The organism is Mesorhizobium sp. 2RAF21 (genome assembly GCF_052115345.1).
Classification (GTDB): Bacteria; Pseudomonadota; Alphaproteobacteria; order Rhizobiales; family Rhizobiaceae; genus Mesorhizobium; species Mesorhizobium terrae.
Genome location: NZ_JBFRGM010000001.1, coordinates 550807 through 569375, shown reverse-complemented (window position 1 = coordinate 569375; position 18569 = coordinate 550807). Strand labels below are relative to the sequence as shown.

Below are 18569 nucleotides of genomic sequence, written 5' to 3'. Positions count from 1 at the left end.
AACCACAAATTTGTTCTTGGCTATTGGTATTTTATTGGTATTATCAACCGAGAGGAGATTTCAGCGTGACTTTCGTGCTCGGCATCGATGGCGGCGGCACCAGCTGCAGGGCGGCGCTGGCAACGGCGGACGGCGCGATCCTGGGTCGCGCCAAGGCCGGTGCCGCGAACATCCGTAGTGATCTAACCGGCGCCCGCACCAACATCGTCGAAGCCGCCAGGCAAGCGTTTCTCGCGGCCGGCGAAGACCCCGATTTGATCCCGCAGACACCAGCCGTGCTCGGATTGGCCGGCGCCAATGTCGGCACCTACAAGCAGCAACTCGAGGCGATCCTGCCCTTCAGCCGTTCCAGCGTGGAGACGGATGCCGAGATCGCGCTGGAAGGCGCGGTCGGTTCCGGCGACGGCGCCATGGCGATCCTCGGCACCGGCACCGCCTATATGGTGCGCAAGAACGGCAAGTCGCGACCGATCGGTGGCTGGGGTTTTCAAGTGGGGGACCAGGGTAGCGGCGCACGCATCGGGCGCGACCTGCTCGAACAGACCCTGCTCGCCTATGACGGCGTCCGCGAGCCATCGCCGCTGACCGCCGAAATGATGGGCGTGTTCCGCAACAACCCGCAAGACGTGGTCGAGTTCACCACCAACGCCAAGCCCGGCGACTTTGGCGGCTTCGCTCCGAAGGTGTTCGACTATGCGGCCAAGGGAGACGCCGTCGCCACCTGGATCGTCGACAAAGCGGTCGCCGACGTGGAGGCCTCGCTCGGCGTACTCGGTCTGGAAGCTGGCGATCCTCTCTGCCTGCTCGGTGGCCTTGCTCCGCTCTATGCGCCGCGCCTTTCCGAGCGCCATCGCGCCTTGTTGAAGACGCCGCTCGACGATGCGCTGGGCGGCGCGGTGCGCATGGCGGTGCGCATGTTCGCCGCCCCGGTCGAGGCTGCGCGATGAGCGACGCCGGCGACGCCATCTTTGCTTCGCTGAAACAGGCTTCGCAAAGCGGTGCGCCACTTTACCTGCAGCTTCGCCGCAGCATCGAGGATGCCGTCAATCGTGGCGCGATCGGCCCGGGCGACGCACTGCCTTCGGAGCGCGACATCGCCTCCATGGCCGATATCTCTCGCGTTACCGTGCGCAAGGCAGTGCAGGATCTGGTCAAGGGCGGCATTCTCGTCCAACGTCATGGTTCCGGCACCTTCGTGGCGCCCCGCATGGAGCGCGTCGAGCAGTCGCTGTCGCGGCTCACCTCCTTCACCGAGGACATGGCGCGTCGCGGCAAGGCGGTGCGCTCGACCTGGCTCGATCGCGGGCTCTATGCGCCCTCGCCCGAAGAGATGATGGTGCTGGGACTGGCCGCCAGCGAGATGGTAGCGCGGGTGGCACGCCTGCGCATTGCCAACGATACGCCGCTGGCGATCGAGCGCGCCTCGCTTTCGGCCAGCGCCTTGCCCGATCCGACCGCGGTCGGCTCCTCGCTCTATGCGGCGCTGGAGGAACGGGGCAGCCGGCCGGTGCGCGCCGTGCAACGAATTTCCGCCGTCAATCTCAACGAGGCCGACGCGCGACTGCTCGAAGCGCCTACCGGCTCCGCCTCGTTGCGCATCGAGCGCATATCCTATCTCGCCAGTGGCAAGGTGATCGAATTCACCCGGTCGGTCTATCGCGGCGATGCCTATGACTTTGTCGCCGAGCTCAGGCTTGGCGTAACCAACGACGACACTGGAGTACGGCCATGACAACAACAAAAACCCATATGCGCCGCGAGGTCGAGGAGATTCCGGACGCTACCGCTCGCTTGCTCGACAAGTCCGGCAAGGTACTGAGCGAGGCCGGGCGCGGCATCCGCGAGCGCGACCCGAATTTCATCGTCACCGTGGCGCGCGGCTCGTCCGACCACGCCGCCACCTTCATGAAATACGCGGTCGAGCTGACCGCCGGCCTCGCAGTCGCCTCGGTCGGCCCGTCGGTCGCCTCGATCTATGGTGCGAAGCTCAGGCTGAACGGCTCCGCCTGCCTGGCGATCTCGCAGTCGGGCAAAAGTCCCGACATTGTCGCCATGGCCGAAAGCGCCAAGGCACGCGGTGCACTGACGATCGCGCTGACCAACACCGCCGATTCGCCGCTGGCGCGGGCCGCCGACTATGCGATCGACATTCTGGCCGGGCCGGAACTCAGCGTCGCGGCCACCAAGACCTTCGTCAATTCCGCAGTGGCCGGCCTCGCGCTGATGGCGCACGCCACCAGCGACGAAGCGCTGATCGCGGCGCTGAAGCAATTGCCGGAACGGTTCCGTGAGGCGGTCGCCTGCGATTGGTCGCCGCTGACTGCGGCGCTGGATGGGCACAATTCGTTCTTCATCCTCGGTCGCGGTCCGTCTTTCGCGATCGCCTCGGAGGCGGCACTGAAGTTCAAGGAGACCTGCGCCGTGCACGCCGAAGCCTACAGCGGCGCCGAGGTGATGCATGGGCCGATGGCGCTGGTCGGCCCGACATTCCCGGTGCTGGCGCTGGCCGCTCGCGACGCGTCGGAACCCTCGCTTGCCGCCGCGGTGGACACGCTGGCCAACAAGGGCGCCTCGGCCTTCATCACGTCGAAGCTGGCCAAGAACGCCATCATGCTGCCGCATGCCGCGACCGGGCACCCGCTGACCGACCCGCTGACGCTGATCGTATCCTTCTACGCCTTCGTCGAGGCCTTCGCCCGCCACCGCGGCCTCGATCCCGACACCCCGCCGAACCTGCGCAAGGTGACGGAGACGGTATGAGCAAGACTCTCGCACTCACCGGCGCCCGCATCTTCGACGGTGCCGACTGGCATGACGATGCCGCGCTGGTCGTCTCCGGCGGCCTGGTGGAGGCGATCGTCGGCCGCGATGCCGTTCCGGCGAATGCCGAAACTATCGATCTCGGCGGCGGCTTGCTGGCGCCGGGCTTCGTCGACCTTCAGGTGAACGGCGGCGGCGGCGTCATGCTGAACGACCATCCGGACTTCGCTTCCATAGAGACGATCTGCCAGGCCCACGTGCCTTTCGGCACCACCGCGCTTTTACCAACGCTGATCACCGACACGCCCGAGATCACCGCTGCGGCGGTCACTGCCGGCGCGGAAGCAGCCAGACGTAAATTGCCTGGCTTCCTCGGCCTGCATCTGGAAGGGCCGCATCTGTCGCTGGCGCGCAAGGGTGCACACGACCCGAAGCTGATCCGCCCGATGAACGACGCCGACCAGGCGGCGCTGATCGCAGCCCGGGCGAAGCTGCCGGTATTGCAAACGACGATCGCTCCGGAATCGGTCACGGCCGCGCAGGTGGAGGCATTGGCCAAGGCCGGCATCGTCGTCAGCCTTGGCCATTCCGACACCGACTATGCGACAGCGACCGCCTATGCCGACGCCGGCGCTTCCATGGCCACGCATCTGTTCAACGCCATGAGCCAGATCGGCAATCGCGAGCCGGGGCTGGCCGGTGCCGCCGTCGACAGCGGCAAGGTCTTCGCCGGTCTGATCGCCGACGGCATCCATGTGCACCCCGCGACAATCGAGATCGCGCTGAAGGCCAAGCAGGGTCCGGCGCGCATCTTCCTGGTCACCGACGCTATGGCAACGATCGGCACCGACATGACCTCGTTCACGCTGAACGGCCGCACCATCTACCGCAAGGATGGCAGTCTGCGCCTGGCCGACGGCACACTGGCCGGCGCCGACCTCGACATGATCTCGGCAGTGCGCTTCATGCACAAGGTCGTCGGCATCGAGCTGGCGGAAGCGCTGCGCATGGCCTCGCTCTACGCGGCCGAGGCTGTCGGACAGTCGCACCGACTCGGCCGACTCGCCAAGGGCACGGCGGCCGACATCGTCGCACTTACCGACGATCTCGGCATGAAGGGTGTCTGGATCGGCGGCAACAGGGTGTTCGGTTAGTTACGCCGTCGCCGCCGGGATGAGGTAGCTTAGCCCGCCGCTTTGTCGGCAGCCGTCCTGATCGCCTCGATGTTGGCGCGGTAGGCATCGACCGTACCGCCTTTGAACACGGCGGCGCCCGCGACCAACACATTGGCGCCAGCAGCCGTCACCAGGGGCGCCGTTTCCGGGCTGACACCGCCGTCGATCTCGATATGGATCGGCCGATCGCCGATCAGCGCCTTGACCCGCCTGACCTTCTCGACGACGGCTGGGATAAAGGCCTGACCGCCGAAACCCGGGTTGACCGTCATCAGCAACACGAGGTCGAGCCGGTCCAGCACATATTCGATGACACTTTCCGGCGTGCCGGGGTTTAGCGAAACGCCGGCCTTCTTGCCGAGATTTCGGATCGTCTGCAGGGAGCGGTCGAGATGCGGCCCGGCTTCGGCATGCACGGTGATGCCGTCGCAGCCGGCTTCGGCAAAGGCCGCCAGATAGGGATCGGCCGGCGCGATCATCAGATGGCAGTCGAAATAGGCCTTGGTGCGGCTGCGGATCGCCTTGATGACCGGCGCGCCGAACGTGATGTTGGGCACAAAATGCCCGTCCATCACATCGAGATGGATCCAGTCGGCGCCTGCCGCGACAATCGCCTCGACCTCGTCGCCAAGCTTGGAGAAATCCGACGCCAGCACCGAAGGCGCAATGAGGGTTTTTCGGGTCATGACCGCTCCCGTTGCTCTGTTTGTCTCCGCCTAACCGCATGCTGGGCGCTTGTCGACAGGAATCGCTGTCCCAACCTGTCCGGCTTGACCGGCGTCGGACGCAATGCCAGCTTCCCGGGCGATGCGGTTCCCAACAAAGAAAGGCATGGGTGCTCAAATTGAGCGAATCAGAACAGTTGAAGACATGGATTGAACAAAACGGTCCGATCGAAAGCGTTCAGGCAGTGGTTTGCGACCTGAACGGCATCATGCGCGGCAAGCGCATCCCGGTCGAGCAGGCTTCCAAGGTTCTCGGTGGTGGCATACGCATGCCGCTCTCCATCGTCGGGGTCGACGTGTGGGGCGAGGACATCATCGGCAGCACGCAGGTTTTCGCCACCGGCGACGGCGACGGCATCTGCGAGGCAACGGGACGCGGCCCGCTGCCAGTCAGCTGGACGTCGCGGCCCAGTGCGCTGATCCCACTGTGGCTGTCGCTGGAGGACGGACGCCCCTTTCTCGCCGATCCGCGCCAGGCGCTGGCGGCGGTTGTCGCGCAATATCGCGAATTGGGGCTGCGCCCCGTCGTGGCGACCGAAATGGAATTTTACCTGATCGACCCCGAGCCTGACAGCGCGATGCCGCCGATCTCGCCCTATACGGGCAAGCGGCTCGATTCCGACGCGATCCTGTCGATCGACGAGCTGGACGATTTCGGCGAGTTCTTCTCCGACGTCTACAAGGAGTGCGCGCGCCAGAATGTGCCGGCCGACGCGGCGATCGCCGAAAACGGCATCGGCCAGTTCGAAATCAATCTCCTGCATACCGACGACCCGCTGAAGGCGGCGGACGACAGCGTCTTCTTCAAGCGCATCGTCAAGGGTGTGGCGCGCAAGCACGGGCTGGCGGCGACCTTCATGGCCAAGCCATACGGCACACGGTCTGGCAACGGCATGCATGTGCATTTCAGCCTGCTCAACGAGAAGGGCGAGAATGTCTTCGACGACGGCACCGCCGAAGGCTCGCCGATGCTGAAGAGCGCGGTCGCCGGCCTGCTGCGCGGCATGGCCGAAACAACGCTGCTGTTTGCACCGCACTACAACTCCTATCGCCGCCTGCGGCCCGACACGCATGCGCCCACCTCGATCTCCTGGGGTTATGAGAACCGCACGGCGGCAATCCGTATTCCCGGCGGCAACCCGAAGGCACGGCGCATCGAGCACCGCGTCGCCGGCGCCGACTCCAATCCCTATCTCGTGCTCACCGCGATCCTGGGCGCGGCGCTGGTCGGCATCCGTAACGGCTGGAAGCCGACGGCACCGCAGACAGGCAGGGCCTACTCCGCGAAGAAACAACGCAAGATCCCGGCCGAATGGGGTCAGGCGGTGGACGCCTTCGAGAGCGGTGCGATCGCGGCCGAAATCTTCGCGCCGGTGCTCAGGCAAATGCTGGTCGCCTGCAAGCGCCAGGAGATAGCCGGTTTCGCCGAACAGGTGACCGACTACGAGTTCAGCGCCTATCTGGAGATTGTCTAGACACCCGCGCTCGGCATGCGCCCTTCGAACAGGTCGCGCTCGCGGGCCAGCCCCTCGCCGACCTGTTCGAAGAAGGCTCGCACCCGTGCCGTCCGTTTCAAATCGGCATGGGTGACGATCCAGAACTCCCCTTCAAGATCGGCCAAGGGTTCCGGCCGCACCCGCACAAGGCCAGGATCGCTGTCGCCAAGGTAACAAGGCAAGAGCGCGAGGCCGATACCCGCCTTTGCTGCAACCGATTGGTTGACCAGGCTGTTGGTTCGGTAGACGAAGGCGCTGTCCGGCGCGGTGCGGCTTAACCAGTCCGCTGCCTGGATGCCGGCCGCACCTTCTTCCCAACCGATCAGATCTTTCCTGTCACCGATATCCCCAACCGAGCCATCAAGTGCCTCCAGATAGGCAGGCGTCGCGAAGAAGGTCCAGGCTGCAGCACAGAGCTTGCGCCCCCACAGGTCGCCTTCCTTGGGACGAACGGGTCGCAGCGCGATGTCAGCCTCGCGTCGTGACAGGCTGAGCACGCGATTGTCGATGAGGAGTTCGACCACGATGCCGGGGTTCGTGCGGCGGAACGCAGCCAGATGGCTGGGCAATCGGCTGTACGCCAGTGTCTCCGAAGAAGTGACACGCAAACGCCCTGAAAGACGATGGTCGGAACCGGCAATGTCGCGGTCGAGCGCCAGCGTCTCGTCCTCGATGCGCTCGGCGGTGGCGGCCATACGTTCGCCGGTGACGGTGGCCTGATAGAGGCCGCCCGGCAAACGCTCGAACAGATGCACGCCAACGCGCTTTTCCAACGCATTGAGCCGGCGAAAAGCCGTCGAATGATCGACGTTCAGGGCTTTCGCGGCACCCGTCAGGCTTCCTTCGCGTTGAACCGCCAGGACCAGCCGCAATTCGTTCCAGTCATCCATGCCGAGAGAGATAGCACCTATCCTGCTTGCAGTCATGCAAGTGCAATAAGCAAAATGCCAATGAGCAATGCGTGAACGCCAACCTTATTCTTCATGGCGGAAGGTGCCGTCGCTGTTGACGGCGCCAATCCCGAAAGGATTTGCCATGAAACTCTACTACGCCACCGGCACCTGCTCGCTCTCGCCGCACATCGTTGCACTGGAAGCCGGCATTGCCCTCGACTTTGAAAAGGTCAATCTCGCCAGAACTCCCCATCCGACCGAGACCGGAGCAGACTACACCGCCGTCAACCCGAACGGCTATGTGCCCGCGCTCGAACTGGACAACGGCTCGGTGCTGACCGAGGGCGCTGCCATAGTGCAGTATCTCGCCGACCTGAAGCCGGAATCCGGTCTCGTGCCGGCCGCCGGCACGGCGGAGCGCTACCGGCAGCAGTCCTGGCTGAACTTCATCGCCACCGAACTGCACAAGATGTACAGCCCGTGGCTGTTTCATCCCGAATACGGCATGCAGGCGCAGGATGTCGCCCGCAAGAAAATCGCCGAACGGCTGGTCTTCGTCGAAACCCATCTGGCGAAATCCGGGCCGTTCCTGATGGGCGAATATTTCAGTGCCGCCGACGCCTATCTCTTCACTATCGTCGGCTGGTCGGCCTTCGCCAAGGTCGACCTTTCCGCCTTCCCGCATCTGCGCGCCTTCATGGACCGCGTCGGCGCACGGCCTGCAGTGCGCGAGGCGATGCGGGCCGAAGGCATGAAGGTTGCGGCCTGAGGAGCATCGTCATGCAGACCCTAACTCTCGTCAGCCACCATCTGTGCCCCTATGTGCAGCGGGCGGCGATCGCGCTTTCCGAGAAAGGCATCGGGTTCGAGAAGATCATGATCGATCTCGCCGACAAGCCGGAATGGTTCGCGGCTATATCGCCGCTCGGCAAGGTACCACTGCTGATCGTGCGGCAACCCGATGGCTCGCAAACCGTGCTCTTCGAAAGCTCGGTGATCTGCGAATATATCGAGGAGACGCAGGGCAGGCTCCGGCTGCACCCGGTCGATCCGCTGACGCGTGCCGAGCACCGCGCCTGGATGGAATTCGGCTCGAACATCCTGTCCGACATCTGGGGGCTGGAGACGACGGCGGCCCCGGCGGTCTATGAGCAGAAACGCGTGGCGATCGCGCAGAAGTTCGAGCGCATCGAAAGCGTGCTCGGCGAAGGACCTTATTTTGCCGGCGCGAACTTCAGCCTGGTCGATGCGGTTTTCGCGCCGGTCTTCCGCTATTTCGACCTGTTCGACACGATCGCCGAGACCCGGGTCTTTAAGAACGCGCCACGGGTCCGCGCCTGGCGGACGGCGCTCGCGGAAAGGCCGAGCGTACGCATGGCGGTCGGAACTGACTACCCTGACCGGTTGCGCGCATTTCTCCAACGGCACGATGCCTATCTTCTCAAGGCTGCCTGAGAACGCCAGACGCATACGTCGAAGGCGCCACGCAAGTTGCGGCGCCTTCGTTTCCATCAATCAGGCCGCACCCGGCTTGGCAGCACCGAGCAGGCGCAGAGCGTTCATCGTCACCAGAACGGTTGCACCGGTATCGGCAAGGATCGCCGGCCACAGGCCGGTGATGCCGATCACCGTGGTGACCAGGAACACGGCCTTGAGCCCCAGCGCGATGGTGATGTTCTGGCCGATGTTGGACATGGTGCGTTTGGAAAGCGCGATCATCGCCGCGATGTCGCCGACACGTCCGTGCAGCACGGCGGCGTCCGCCGTCTCCAGCGCAACATCGGTACCACCGCCCATTGCGATGCCGACATCGGCGGCGGCCAACGCCGGGGCATCGTTGATGCCGTCGCCAACCTTGGCAACCGCGAAGCCCTGGCTTTTCAGTTCGCCGACGATGCGCTGCTTGTCCTCAGGCAACAGTTCGGCGCGCACCTCGATGCCGAGTTGCTTGCCGATGGCAGCGGCGGTGCGGGCATTGTCGCCGGTCAGCATCACCGTCTTGATGCCGCGATCGGCGAGCGCTTGCAGGCCGACCCTGGCGTCCGGGCGCGGTTCGTCACGCATCGCCAATGCGCCGGCCAGCTTGCCGCCGGCGAGCAACAGCGAGACGGTCTTGCCTTCGTCGTTCAGGGCGGTGATGCGGGCCGACTGTTCGGCATTCAGCGGCACGCGTTCGCCGACTGCCTGCGGAGAGCCGAGGAAGATCTCGGTTCCATCAACCGTACCCGATACGCCCTTGCCGCCGATAGCCTTGGAGCCCGTGGCCTCAGGGACCACGATGCCGTCGGCCTCGGCCCGCCCCAATATGGCCTTGGCGAGCGGATGGCTGGAACCGGTCTCCAGCGCCGCGGCCAACCGCAGCACCTCGCCGGCAGGCAGGCCGAAACCGTCGATATCGGTCACCTTGGGCTTGCCTTCGGTCAGCGTGCCGGTCTTGTCGAAGGCGACTGCAGTCATCTTGCCGAGATTTTCCAGCACCGCGCCGCCCTTCATGAGCAGGCCGCGCCGTGCTCCGGACGACAACGAGGCGGCGATGGCGGCTGGCGTTGAGATGACCAATGCGCAGGGGCAGCCGATCAGCAGGATGGCGAGACCCTTGTAGATCCACTCATCCCAGGCGCCGCCCATCGCCAGCGGCGGGATGATGGCGACGAGCGCGGCGAAGACCACAACGCCAGGCGTGTAGTATTTCGAGAAGCGGTCGATGAACCGCTCGGTCGGTGCTTTCTTCTCCTGCGCTTCCTCGACCAACCGCACGACGCGGGCAATGGTGTTGTCGGCGGCAGCAGCCGTCACCCGCACGCGCAGCACCGCGTCGCTGTTGACCGTGCCGGCACAGACGGTGGAATCCGGCCCCTTGCGCACCGGTACGCTTTCGCCGGTGACCGGCGCCTCGTCGACCGCGCTTTCGCCCGAAAGGACGATGCCATCGGCGGGGATGCGGTCACCGGGACGCACCATGATGATGGAGCCGACCGCCAGGGTTTCGGCCGGCACTTCGGCCACCTTGCCGTCGCGCTCGAGCAGCGCCGTCTTCGGCACCAGCTTGGTGAGCGACTGGATCGAGGCGCGCGCCTTGCCGGCGGCAACGCCTTCCAGCAATTCGCCGATCAGGAACAGGAAGACGACGGCCGCCGCCTCTTCCGTGGCGCCGATGATAACAGCGCCGATCGCGGCGATGGTCATCAGCATCTCGATGGAAAAGGGCGTGCCGACACGAGCCGCCATGAAGGCGCGGCGCGCGATGGGCAGCAGGCCGACCAGCATGGCGACGGTGAAGATCCAGGTTTCGTAACCGGGCACCAGCTTGCCGATGCCGTAGGCGACGACCAGCGCGGCACCCGCTGCAATTGTCAGCTTGCCCTTGCCGGACTTCCACCACGGACCAGTGCTCGGGCCATGATCATGGCCGTGCAAGCCTTCGACATCGACGCTGGCCGCCGCAACAGGTGCAGTCGTCTTGCGAGCACCGTGGGTATGGCCGGAATGATCGTGGCCTGCGTGATTATGACCCGCATGATCATGGTCGTGTCCCGCGTGATCGTGATCACCTTCACCATGCGTGTGATGATCGTGACCGCAGCCGCATGCATCATCCTTGTCGGCAGCCACCGGCGCCGGACTGGATGCCGGCACTAGCGCCAGCTTGTAACCGAGGCCGGTGACGCGCTTTTCGATAGCCGGGGCCAGCGCCCCGCTGCCATCGTGTTTCACCGTCATCGTGCCAGCGGTCACCGAAACGGAAACGTCCTCGACGCCTTTCAGCCGCCGCACGGCGGTATCGATTTTTGCCGCGCAGGAGGCGCAATCCATGCCGTCCACGCGATAGCGCATCTGCTGTGATGCCTGTGCCATGATCATTCCCTTGACTATGTTCAGGCAGACGCTACATCCTCTAGCGACTAGAGGAGCAAGAGGAAAAATGAAGTCGGATCTGACCATCGGCGAAGTGGCGGCGCAGAGCGGCGTGAAGGTGCCTACTATCCGCTACTATGAGCAGATCGGACTGCTGCCGGAGCCACCGCGCACCGAGGGCAACCGGCGCTTCTATGACGCCAAGGGCCTGCGCCGACTGGCCTTCATACGCCATGCCCGCGAGCTCGGCTTCGACGTCGCGGCGATCCGCACGCTGCTTATCTTGCAAGACGATCCGAACCAGCCTTGCGCCAGCGCCGACGCCATCGCCAAGGCCCGGCTGATTGAAGTGGAGCAGCGCATCGCCAGCCTGACGGCGTTGAAGTCCGAGTTGGAAGTGATGGTGGAGGGCTGCCGGCACGGACGGCTCGCCGAATGCCGGGTGATCGAGGTGCTTGCCGACCACGGCAAATGCATGCACCCAGAACACTAGGACCGACTGTTGTTCCGCCAAGCGACGGCCGCCGGCTGAGCCGCGATCGGAGTTTGACAGACCGATGCGCCGCTGTTTCAACAGGCAATACTCGCGCGTTCGTCATCGAAAGATTTTGCCCGACGGCTGGAAGCTCGGTAGGCAACCTCAAACAAGCCATGTCGCCCGCCCGCCATATTCAGGAAAATAGCGAAAGTGTTTGCGACAAAGGTGGCCGAGTGAGCTCTTGCGCCGGGGAAACAACCGGAAGTACTTCCAGATAACTTGGGCAGCGAGCGTGCCTCATGTCTGTTTGTCGATTTCTCCATTGCGGGAAATCGGCATCAAGCACCGGTAGACTGGTGTTTGTTGACGACAGGGTTCAGCCAGGGTCAAGACCGCGGTTCGTGACATCACGGGGCGGCATTGGTTGTGCGCGGCAGGGGGCCGGGAGCAGCCGATGAGGAGGAAACGGGCAGCGGAGGAAAAGCTATGCTCGAGAAGTATTTTGAACTGAAGGAACTGGGAACGTCGGTGCGCATCGAGGTGATCGCCGGCATCACCACCTTCCTGACGATGTCTTACATCATCTTCGTCAATCCGGAGATCCTGTCTTCGACGGGCATGGACAGGAGTTCGGTGTTCGTCGCCACCTGTCTGGCTGCGGCGCTCGGTTCGCTGATCATGGCGACGGTGGCAAAATGGCCGATCGGCATGGCGCCTGGCATGGGCCTCAACGCCTTCTTCGCCTTCGGTGTCGTCGGCGCCATGGGTTTCACCTGGCAGCAGGCACTTGGCGCGGTGTTCATCTCTGGCTTGATCTTCCTGCTCCTGACCGTGACCGGTATCCGCAGCTGGCTGATCGCCGGCATCCCGCATTCCATGCGCAGTGCGATCGCCGCCGGCATCGGCTTGTTTCTGGCTATCATCGCGCTGAAGAGCTCCGGCATCGTCATCGCCAGCGACGCCACCTTCGTCCAGCTCGGCCATCTCAACACGACCGGGCCGCTGCTGGCCATCCTCGGCTTCTTCATCATCGCCTCGCTCGATGGGCTCAAGGTACCGGGCGCCATCCTGATCGGCATCCTGGTCATCACCGTCCTGTCGATGTTGCTCGGCGTGAGCCATTTCCAGGGCATCTTCTCGATGCCGCCCTCGATCGCACCGACCTTTCTGCAACTCGACATCGTCGGCGCACTGCACAGCGGCCTGGTCCATGTCATTCTGGTGTTCGTCCTGGTCGAGGTGTTCGATGCTACAGGCACGCTGATCGGCGTCGCCAAGCGGGCCCGGCTGATCGAAGAGAGCAAGCCGAACCGGCTCGGCCGCGCGCTTTTGGCCGATAGCACCGCGATCGTCGCCGGCTCGCTGCTCGGCACGTCCTCGACCACCGCTTATGTCGAAAGCGCGTCCGGCGTGCAGGCTGGCGGCCGCAGCGGCCTCACCGCCCTGGTGATCGGCCTGCTGTTCCTCGCAGCCCTGTTCATCTCGCCGCTCGCCGGTTCCGTGCCGGTCTATGCGACCGCGCCGGCACTGCTCTATGTCGCGTGTCTGATGATGCGCGAGCTGATCGAGGTCGACTGGGCCGAGATCACCGAGGCAGCACCGGCCGCGCTGACGGCGCTGATGATGCCGTTCACCTATTCCATCGCCAACGGTCTCGCTTTCGGCTTCATCAGCTACGCCGTTCTGAAGACACTGACCGGCCGCATCCGCGAAGTGCATCTGGCGACCTGGCTGGTGGCGATCCTGTTCGTCATCCGCTTCGCCTTCGTCGGCTAATCTCAGGCGACGAGCAGCCGCGGATCTGGCTTGTCCGGATCCGCGGCTGTTGTTTTTCTACCCTGAGACTGGAGGTCCGTTCGGCCCCTCGGGCATGCGTTCAGCCACCAAAAACCAAGACGGCTTCGACCTCGTCGTCATACATGTCGCCGGTCTCCTTGAAGCCCAGCCGCTTGTAGAAACCTTCCGGGCTAGCCTCACCGACACCATAGCTGGTGTAGAGCTCGCCGATACCGCGCGCCTTCAGGTCTCGCACGACCAGCGCGATGGCCTTCTGGCCGAAACCCTTGCCCTGAAACGGTCCGCCAACCATCAGCCGCCACAGGAACACGCCCGGACAGTCGATGCCGTCGTCGTGGTCGGCGCCGATGTGCAGCATGATGAAACCGACCAGCGTGTCGTCGGCATAGATGGCGCGAAACCAGGCGTTTTCCGAAAAATGCGCTTCGGCGATCGAAATGCCATTGTCGGCAACCTTGTTGCGCTGCGCCTCGCTCAGCGTTTCGCTGAGATCGCAGACGTCGCCGACCGTGTGGACGGTGACGCGCCGAAGCGTAACTTCGGCATCAGCCGCGAGGGTATCTTCACTCATGGTCTTTCCATTCCTGCAGGGTATGCTTGGCAGCCCTGTCGGGCCGCCGCGTTCGCGTCGCGAACCGGCATGCGCCTACGCACGAACCGCGGCGGGACCAAGGCGCAAGAAGAGCTTCGCGAGCGACCGTTTAGTTGGCCCCACGCCGATGTGCTTCAGGCTTCCTGCTCTTGGCCAGATCAGCGCAGCCCATCGGTGCCAGCCAGTAGGTTATTGGAACGAACCGCCGCGATCGCGTCGCGCAGTTCTTCGCCGCTGACCGGCTTGTGCAAGATGCGGAAACCGCTGGCGGTGGCTTCCTTGATGCGCGACGGCGACGTGTCGCCGGTGACGATGATTCCCGGTACGGAACGGCCGAGATAGGCGTTCAACGCATGGATCGCCTCGACGCCAGTGGTATCGTCCTTCAAGCGATAATCCGCGACGATGAGGTCGACCGGAGCAGCGCCGATCCTGGCGGCGGCGGCATGGGCCATCTGCGCATCCATCGCGGATTGTCCGGCATAGACACGGTAGCCCTCGAGCTCGAGCAAGCGAACCATCGCATCCAGAACATCGCGCTCGTCATCGACAATCATGATGCTCGCCGCCGAATGTTCGCGCGGCATGCTTTCGACCGGTGAGGGCGGCAGGCGCATACGAACGGCGGGCATGGCGACTGAAAACATCGACCCGCGCGCGGTGACGGAGGCAAGTTTCAGCGGGTGGCCAAGCAATTCCGCCGTGCGGCGAACGATGGCAAGGCCCAGGCCCAGCCCCTGGGTGCGATCCCTTGCCGGGTTCTGCAGTTGCACGAATTCCTCGAACACAGCCTCCCGTTGATCTTCGGGAATGCCCGAACCGGTATCCCAAACCTGGATTTCAACCAACTCTCCGCGCCGGCGACAGCCGAGCAAGACGCCGCCGCGTCTGGTGTAGCGGAACGCATTCGACAACAGATTGTCGAGAATGCGCTTCAGCATCATCGGGTCGGTATCGACAAGAACGGTGGTCTGCGCAACGTGCCAGTGCAGCCCCCTTGCCTTTGCTTCGTCAGCAAACTCGTCGCGAAGATTGCGGAAGAGCTCGCCGAGATCGACGGTTTCACGCGCCACGGTGACGACACCGGCATCCAGCCGAGAAATGTCCAAAAGTGCGTTGAGCAAGCCGCTGAGATTGCCGACGATGGATTTTGCCGATCCCGCCAGGCTGCGCGCTTGGCCCCCCGGCACGTCGCCACGCTGGCCGAGCACGGAAAGGGTCGAGACCAACAGGCCTAGGGCGTGGATCGGTTGCCGCAAATCGTGAGATGCGGCCGCCAGGAACCGCGTCTTGGCGTGATCGGCGGCCTTGGCACGATCGCGCTCTTCCTGCAAGTGGCCGATCAGCCCGACATTTTCCAGGCGCAGCCTGATCGATTCATGCAACGTGCGATAGGCGATGAGGCCATAGTAGATGTTGATGACGATGAGGCAGACGAGCAGGAACAGATAGGCATCGCCGACCACCCCCGGCATCGTCGTGAAACGCGCGGCAACCGGTATCGTCGTCGCCAGGATCGAGCCGACGAGTGCCGGTGGAAAGGCAGACAGGGACGGAATGGTCCCACTGACAAGGCCCGCGAGGATCGCGACTATGAAGGCAAACAGATGCGGCTGGTCGGGCACGAAGCCGATCCAGGTCAGCATGCCCCAGAGCAACCCCGACACCCACGAAAAGACGGCCGCCAACCAGGCCCATCCGCGTAAGGAACCTGGTGTTCTAGGCCGTTTCCAGAAACGCCGCGCCGCAAGGACACGGGCTGCAGTCAGCGCATAGACCGCAATAGCCCACGGTGCGAGCCAGCTTGCTGGAATGGAGCCTTGGAGCACATAGATGACGCCGAGCGAGATCGTGACATTGGAGATGACGATACCATAGGCGTTACGGTAGAGATGCTCGACCAGCGCTTCCTGGATTTTGTCGTCTTGCACCGCGACCTCCGATATTCTGCCGGGTGCCTGCTTCTTCCGGACGGTCCCGATCCCTTTGCTGATGTTTTCCATAAATTAGCGATCAGTAGAATAGCTAGAGGGGTATTGTGTTGAGGTTGCATGATCCACCAGCTGACCGCCATTCTTGCCGACGACCATGCCATCGTGCGCGAAGGGCTCAAACTGCTCATTACCGCCATGGACGACGTTTCGGTGATCGCCGAAGCCGCCGATGGCCAGTCGCTGCTCAAACTCGCGCAAGAGACCAAGGCCGATCTTCTGGTACTCGATCTCGGCATGCCAGGCGTCTCCGGCGTTCCGTTCATCGCCGAGATCAGGGACGTTGCGCCACGCTTGAAGATTGTCGTTCTGACCGCCAATACCGAACCGCGTACGGTGCGCGCGGCGCTGGAGGCCGGCGCCAACGCCTATCTTACCAAGGACGGAGACCCCGAAGAACTGGGCACCGCGATCGAAACACTGCGGCTTGGCAAGACCTATGTGGCACGAACCGTCCGCTTCGCCATTGCCGATCCGGCCGATCGGAACAAACCACCGGTCGCGCCGGAAGTCGTTTCGCCGGTGCCGCTGACGCCACGCGAACGACAGACGCTGCTTCTGGTGGCGCAAGGCCTGACGGCGCGCGAGACCGCCGAGCGGCTCGGCATCAGCCCGGCAACCGCGCGCAAGCATCGCGAAAACCTGATGCGGAAGCTCGATCTTCATACCACCGCTGAACTAACCGCCTATGCGGTCAGATTGGGGTTGCCCGCAGGTTGAAAGCGAAGGCCCGCATGTGCGGACCTGAACGAGGCGGGAGGATCGCGTGTTTTTCAGGTTCAATCCAAAGGAAAACCGATGGCGATTATTCCGGGCAGCCACGCGCGTTCACAAAGGCGGCATGCTTCTCGTGATCGGAACGGGCTGAGATTGTCGGCGGCCCATCGGCTCGCCGTTCGTCGGCAACCTCCTACTGCTGCTCAACCTGCCGCTGATCAATATCTTCGCCCGCGCGCGGTCGACTAAACCGCCACCAGATGCCCGCTCGAAACCTCGCGGAACTGGCGCTGCGGGACATTATAGTCCGGCGCGCGGATCGGACTCTTCAGCTCTTCTGTGGCGGTCGGGCGCTTTTCATGGCGACGGTCGGGATCGGGAACCGGGACCGCAGCCATTAGGCGCTTGGTGTAGTCGTGCTGAGGATTATTGAAGACCGCCGCGCGGGGACCGATCTCGACGATTTCGCCGAGATACATCACCGCCACGCGATGACTGACGCGCTCGACGACGGCCATATCGTGGCTGATGAACAGGAAGGCGAGGTTCAGGCTCTGCTGCAGGTCGAGCATCAGGTTGATGACCTGTGCCTTGACCGAAACGTCGAGCGCCGAGACGCTTTCGTCGGCGACGATGACCTTGGGTTCGAGCGCGAGCGCGCGGGCAATGCAAATGCGCTGCCGTTGGCCGCCCGAGAATTCGTGGGGGTACCGGCTTGCCATGTCAGGCGTGAGGCCAACCTTGGCGAGCAGGTCGGCGACGACCTCACGGGCCTGCTTCGCAGTGCCCATCTTGTGCTCTAGATAGGGTTCGGCAATCGCCTGGCCGACCGTCATGCGCGGATTGAGCGAAGCGAACGGGTCCTGGAAGATCATCTGCACGGATTTGCGCATCTGGCGCATCTCGTGCCTGTTCATGGCAAGGATGTCCTTGCCGTCGATGGTGACCGCGCCCGACGTCGGCTCGATCAGGCGCATGATGGCCCTGCCGGTCGTGGACTTGCCGCAGCCGGATTCGCCGACCAGCGACAGCGTTTCGCCGGCAAAGAGATCGAAGGAAACATTCTCGACGGCATGGACACGCCCGCCAATGCGGCCGAGCCAGCCGGTCGGGATGTCGAAGCGCTTGACGAGGTTCTTCACCTCCAGCACGGGCCTGTCGCGCATGACGGTATCGGGCGTCTCGGCGGGCTGGACGGCCTCGCCGGTCGAGGTATTGACGATGGGAAAGCGCAGCGGACGGTCATGCGCCTTCATCGAGCCAAGCACCGGCACGGCCGACAGCAGCGCCCGCGTGTAGTGATGTTTGCCGCGGTGGAAGATGTCGGCGGTAGCGCCTGTCTCCACCTGGTCGCCGCGGAACATGACGACCGTACGATCGGCGATCTCGGCCACCACGCCCATGTCGTGGGTAATGAAGAGCACCGAGGTGCCCTGCTCCTCTTGCAGCATCTTGATCAGGTCGAGGATCTGTCCCTGGATGGTGACGTCGAGCGCCGTCGTCGGCTCGTCGGCGATCAGCAGCTTCGGGCGCGAGGCAAGTGCCATGGCGATCATGACGCGCTGGCGCATGCCGCCGGAGAACCGGTGCGGATATTCATCGAAGCGCGAGGCGGCGGAGGGAATGCGCACTTTTTCCAAAAGCCGGATGGTCTCGGCCCGGGCATCGGCAAAGGACATGTCGTTGTGGCACAGAAGCGCCTCGGAGATCTGGTCGCCGATGGTGAAGAGCGGGTTCAGACTCGTCATCGGCTCCTGGAAGATCATCGAGACGTCGTTGCCTCTGACCTGGCGCATCTTGTCTTCGGGCAAAGCGATCAGGTCGCGGCCGCTGAGGATGACCTTACCCTCGACGCGGCTGGTGTCCTGCGGCAGCAGGCGCATGATCGACAGCGAGGTCACGCTCTTGCCAGAGCCGGATTCACCGACGATGGCGACCGTTTCGGCCGACGCGACGTCGAAGGAGATGCCGCGCACCACCTGTTTCCATTTGCCTTCGACCAGAAACGATGTCGTGAGGTTCTGGACCGACAGAACCGGGTCGATTGCCTGGCCGGGCCTGGATGTCTCTGCGCTCATCTTTGCTCCTCC

Annotated in this window: 16 protein-coding genes; 10 read left to right on the top strand and 6 right to left on the bottom strand. The window is 63.9% G+C overall.

Features of this window, described 5'->3' with window-relative positions:
- Positions 1-65 precede the first annotated feature (65 nt).
- From AB4136_RS02850 to nagA, 4 genes are read left to right on the top strand one after another with little or no spacing between them, the layout of a single operon-like run.
- Positions 66-947: an N-acetylglucosamine kinase gene (locus AB4136_RS02850; RefSeq protein ID WP_024924390.1), complete on the top strand. Its 882-nt coding sequence runs from the start codon at positions 66-68 to the stop codon at positions 945-947.
- Positions 944-1732, top strand: coding sequence for a GntR family transcriptional regulator (locus tag AB4136_RS02845; RefSeq protein ID WP_024924391.1), 789 nt, complete (start codon positions 944-946; stop codon positions 1730-1732). The genes AB4136_RS02850 and AB4136_RS02845 overlap by 4 nt, the downstream gene beginning before the upstream one ends.
- The gene (locus AB4136_RS02840; protein WP_024924392.1) at positions 1729-2760 is read left to right on the top strand and encodes an SIS domain-containing protein; all 1032 of its coding nucleotides are present in this window, start codon (positions 1729-1731) and stop codon (positions 2758-2760) included. The genes AB4136_RS02845 and AB4136_RS02840 overlap by 4 nt, the downstream gene beginning before the upstream one ends.
- A complete protein-coding gene (nagA, locus tag AB4136_RS02835; protein ID WP_024924393.1) occupies positions 2757-3914 on the top strand; it encodes an N-acetylglucosamine-6-phosphate deacetylase in 1158 nt (385 codons plus the stop codon). Before AB4136_RS02840 ends, nagA begins: the two co-directional genes overlap by 4 nt.
- A gap of 29 nt (positions 3915-3943) precedes the next feature.
- Here nagA and rpe read toward each other — a convergent pair whose 3' ends face one another.
- Complete coding sequence (gene rpe / locus AB4136_RS02830) at positions 3944-4621, bottom strand: ribulose-phosphate 3-epimerase (protein WP_024924394.1); 678 nt, start codon at positions 4619-4621, stop codon at positions 3944-3946.
- Between the two features lie 158 nt (positions 4622-4779).
- Between rpe and AB4136_RS02825 the strand changes: the two genes are divergently transcribed.
- Positions 4780-6135: a glutamine synthetase family protein gene (locus AB4136_RS02825; protein WP_024924395.1), complete on the top strand. Its 1356-nt coding sequence runs from the start codon at positions 4780-4782 to the stop codon at positions 6133-6135.
- Here the strand turns inward: AB4136_RS02825 and AB4136_RS02820 are convergent.
- Positions 6132-7046, bottom strand: coding sequence for a LysR family transcriptional regulator (locus tag AB4136_RS02820; protein ID WP_024924396.1), 915 nt, complete (start codon positions 7044-7046; stop codon positions 6132-6134). The genes AB4136_RS02825 and AB4136_RS02820 overlap by 4 nt on opposite strands.
- Before the next feature lie 145 nt (positions 7047-7191).
- Here AB4136_RS02820 and gstA point away from each other — a divergent pair, with 145 nt between their 5' ends.
- Together gstA and AB4136_RS02810 are read left to right on the top strand one after the other, a co-directional pair.
- Entirely contained in the window at positions 7192-7818 is a 627-nt protein-coding gene (gstA, locus tag AB4136_RS02815) for a glutathione transferase GstA (RefSeq protein WP_024924397.1), read from the top strand.
- 11 nt (positions 7819-7829) lie between these two features.
- A complete protein-coding gene (locus tag AB4136_RS02810; RefSeq protein WP_024924398.1) occupies positions 7830-8504 on the top strand; it encodes a glutathione S-transferase family protein in 675 nt (224 codons plus the stop codon).
- Positions 8505-8564: 60 nt separating this feature from the next.
- On the opposite strand, the gene AB4136_RS02805 is transcribed toward AB4136_RS02810, so the two are convergent.
- The gene (locus AB4136_RS02805) at positions 8565-10904 is read right to left on the bottom strand and encodes a heavy metal translocating P-type ATPase (RefSeq protein ID WP_024924399.1); all 2340 of its coding nucleotides are present in this window, start codon (positions 10902-10904) and stop codon (positions 8565-8567) included.
- Between the two features lie 67 nt (positions 10905-10971).
- Between AB4136_RS02805 and AB4136_RS02800 the strand changes: the two genes are divergently transcribed.
- Complete coding sequence (locus AB4136_RS02800) at positions 10972-11397, top strand: MerR family transcriptional regulator (RefSeq protein WP_024924400.1); 426 nt, start codon at positions 10972-10974, stop codon at positions 11395-11397.
- A gap of 471 nt (positions 11398-11868) precedes the next feature.
- Positions 11869-13158 carry an NCS2 family permease gene (locus tag AB4136_RS02795; protein WP_024924401.1) on the top strand — a complete coding sequence of 430 codons (1290 nt, stop codon included), beginning with the start codon at positions 11869-11871 and terminating at the stop codon, positions 13156-13158.
- A gap of 100 nt (positions 13159-13258) precedes the next feature.
- On the opposite strand, the gene AB4136_RS02790 is transcribed toward AB4136_RS02795, so the two are convergent.
- Positions 13259-13750, bottom strand: coding sequence for a GNAT family N-acetyltransferase (locus tag AB4136_RS02790; RefSeq protein ID WP_024924402.1), 492 nt, complete (start codon positions 13748-13750; stop codon positions 13259-13261).
- Positions 13751-13929: 179 nt separating this feature from the next.
- Positions 13930-15702, bottom strand: coding sequence for an ATP-binding protein (locus AB4136_RS02785; protein WP_137900317.1), 1773 nt, complete (start codon positions 15700-15702; stop codon positions 13930-13932).
- Positions 15703-15822: 120 nt separating this feature from the next.
- Here AB4136_RS02785 and AB4136_RS02780 point away from each other — a divergent pair, with 120 nt between their 5' ends.
- Entirely contained in the window at positions 15823-16482 is a 660-nt protein-coding gene (locus AB4136_RS02780) for a response regulator transcription factor (RefSeq protein WP_137900318.1), read from the top strand.
- A 242-nt stretch (positions 16483-16724) separates the two neighbouring features.
- On the opposite strand, the gene AB4136_RS02775 is transcribed toward AB4136_RS02780, so the two are convergent.
- Complete coding sequence (locus tag AB4136_RS02775; RefSeq protein ID WP_137900319.1) at positions 16725-18557, bottom strand: ABC transporter ATP-binding protein; 1833 nt, start codon at positions 18555-18557, stop codon at positions 16725-16727.
- Positions 18558-18569: the final 12 nt, after the last annotated feature.

Coding starts and splice junctions, on each gene's coding strand:
- AB4136_RS02810 (WP_024924398.1), top strand. CDS start 7,830: ATGCAGACCCTAACTCTCGTCAGCCACCATCTGTGCCCCTATGTGCAG.
- AB4136_RS02795 (WP_024924401.1), top strand. CDS start 11,869: ATGCTCGAGAAGTATTTTGAACTGAAGGAACTGGGAACGTCGGTGCGC.
- AB4136_RS02800 (WP_024924400.1), top strand. CDS start 10,972: ATGAAGTCGGATCTGACCATCGGCGAAGTGGCGGCGCAGAGCGGCGTG.
- gstA (WP_024924397.1), top strand. CDS start 7,192: ATGAAACTCTACTACGCCACCGGCACCTGCTCGCTCTCGCCGCACATC.
- nagA (WP_024924393.1), top strand. CDS start 2,757: ATGAGCAAGACTCTCGCACTCACCGGCGCCCGCATCTTCGACGGTGCC.
- AB4136_RS02820 (WP_024924396.1), bottom strand. CDS start 7,046: ATGGATGACTGGAACGAATTGCGGCTGGTCCTGGCGGTTCAACGCGAA.
- AB4136_RS02840 (WP_024924392.1), top strand. CDS start 1,729: ATGACAACAACAAAAACCCATATGCGCCGCGAGGTCGAGGAGATTCCG.
- rpe (WP_024924394.1), bottom strand. CDS start 4,621: ATGACCCGAAAAACCCTCATTGCGCCTTCGGTGCTGGCGTCGGATTTC.
- AB4136_RS02805 (WP_024924399.1), bottom strand. CDS start 10,904: ATGGCACAGGCATCACAGCAGATGCGCTATCGCGTGGACGGCATGGAT.
- AB4136_RS02790 (WP_024924402.1), bottom strand. CDS start 13,750: ATGAGTGAAGATACCCTCGCGGCTGATGCCGAAGTTACGCTTCGGCGC.
- AB4136_RS02775 (WP_137900319.1), bottom strand. CDS start 18,557: ATGAGCGCAGAGACATCCAGGCCCGGCCAGGCAATCGACCCGGTTCTG.
- AB4136_RS02845 (WP_024924391.1), top strand. CDS start 944: ATGAGCGACGCCGGCGACGCCATCTTTGCTTCGCTGAAACAGGCTTCG.
- AB4136_RS02780 (WP_137900318.1), top strand. CDS start 15,823: ATGATCCACCAGCTGACCGCCATTCTTGCCGACGACCATGCCATCGTG.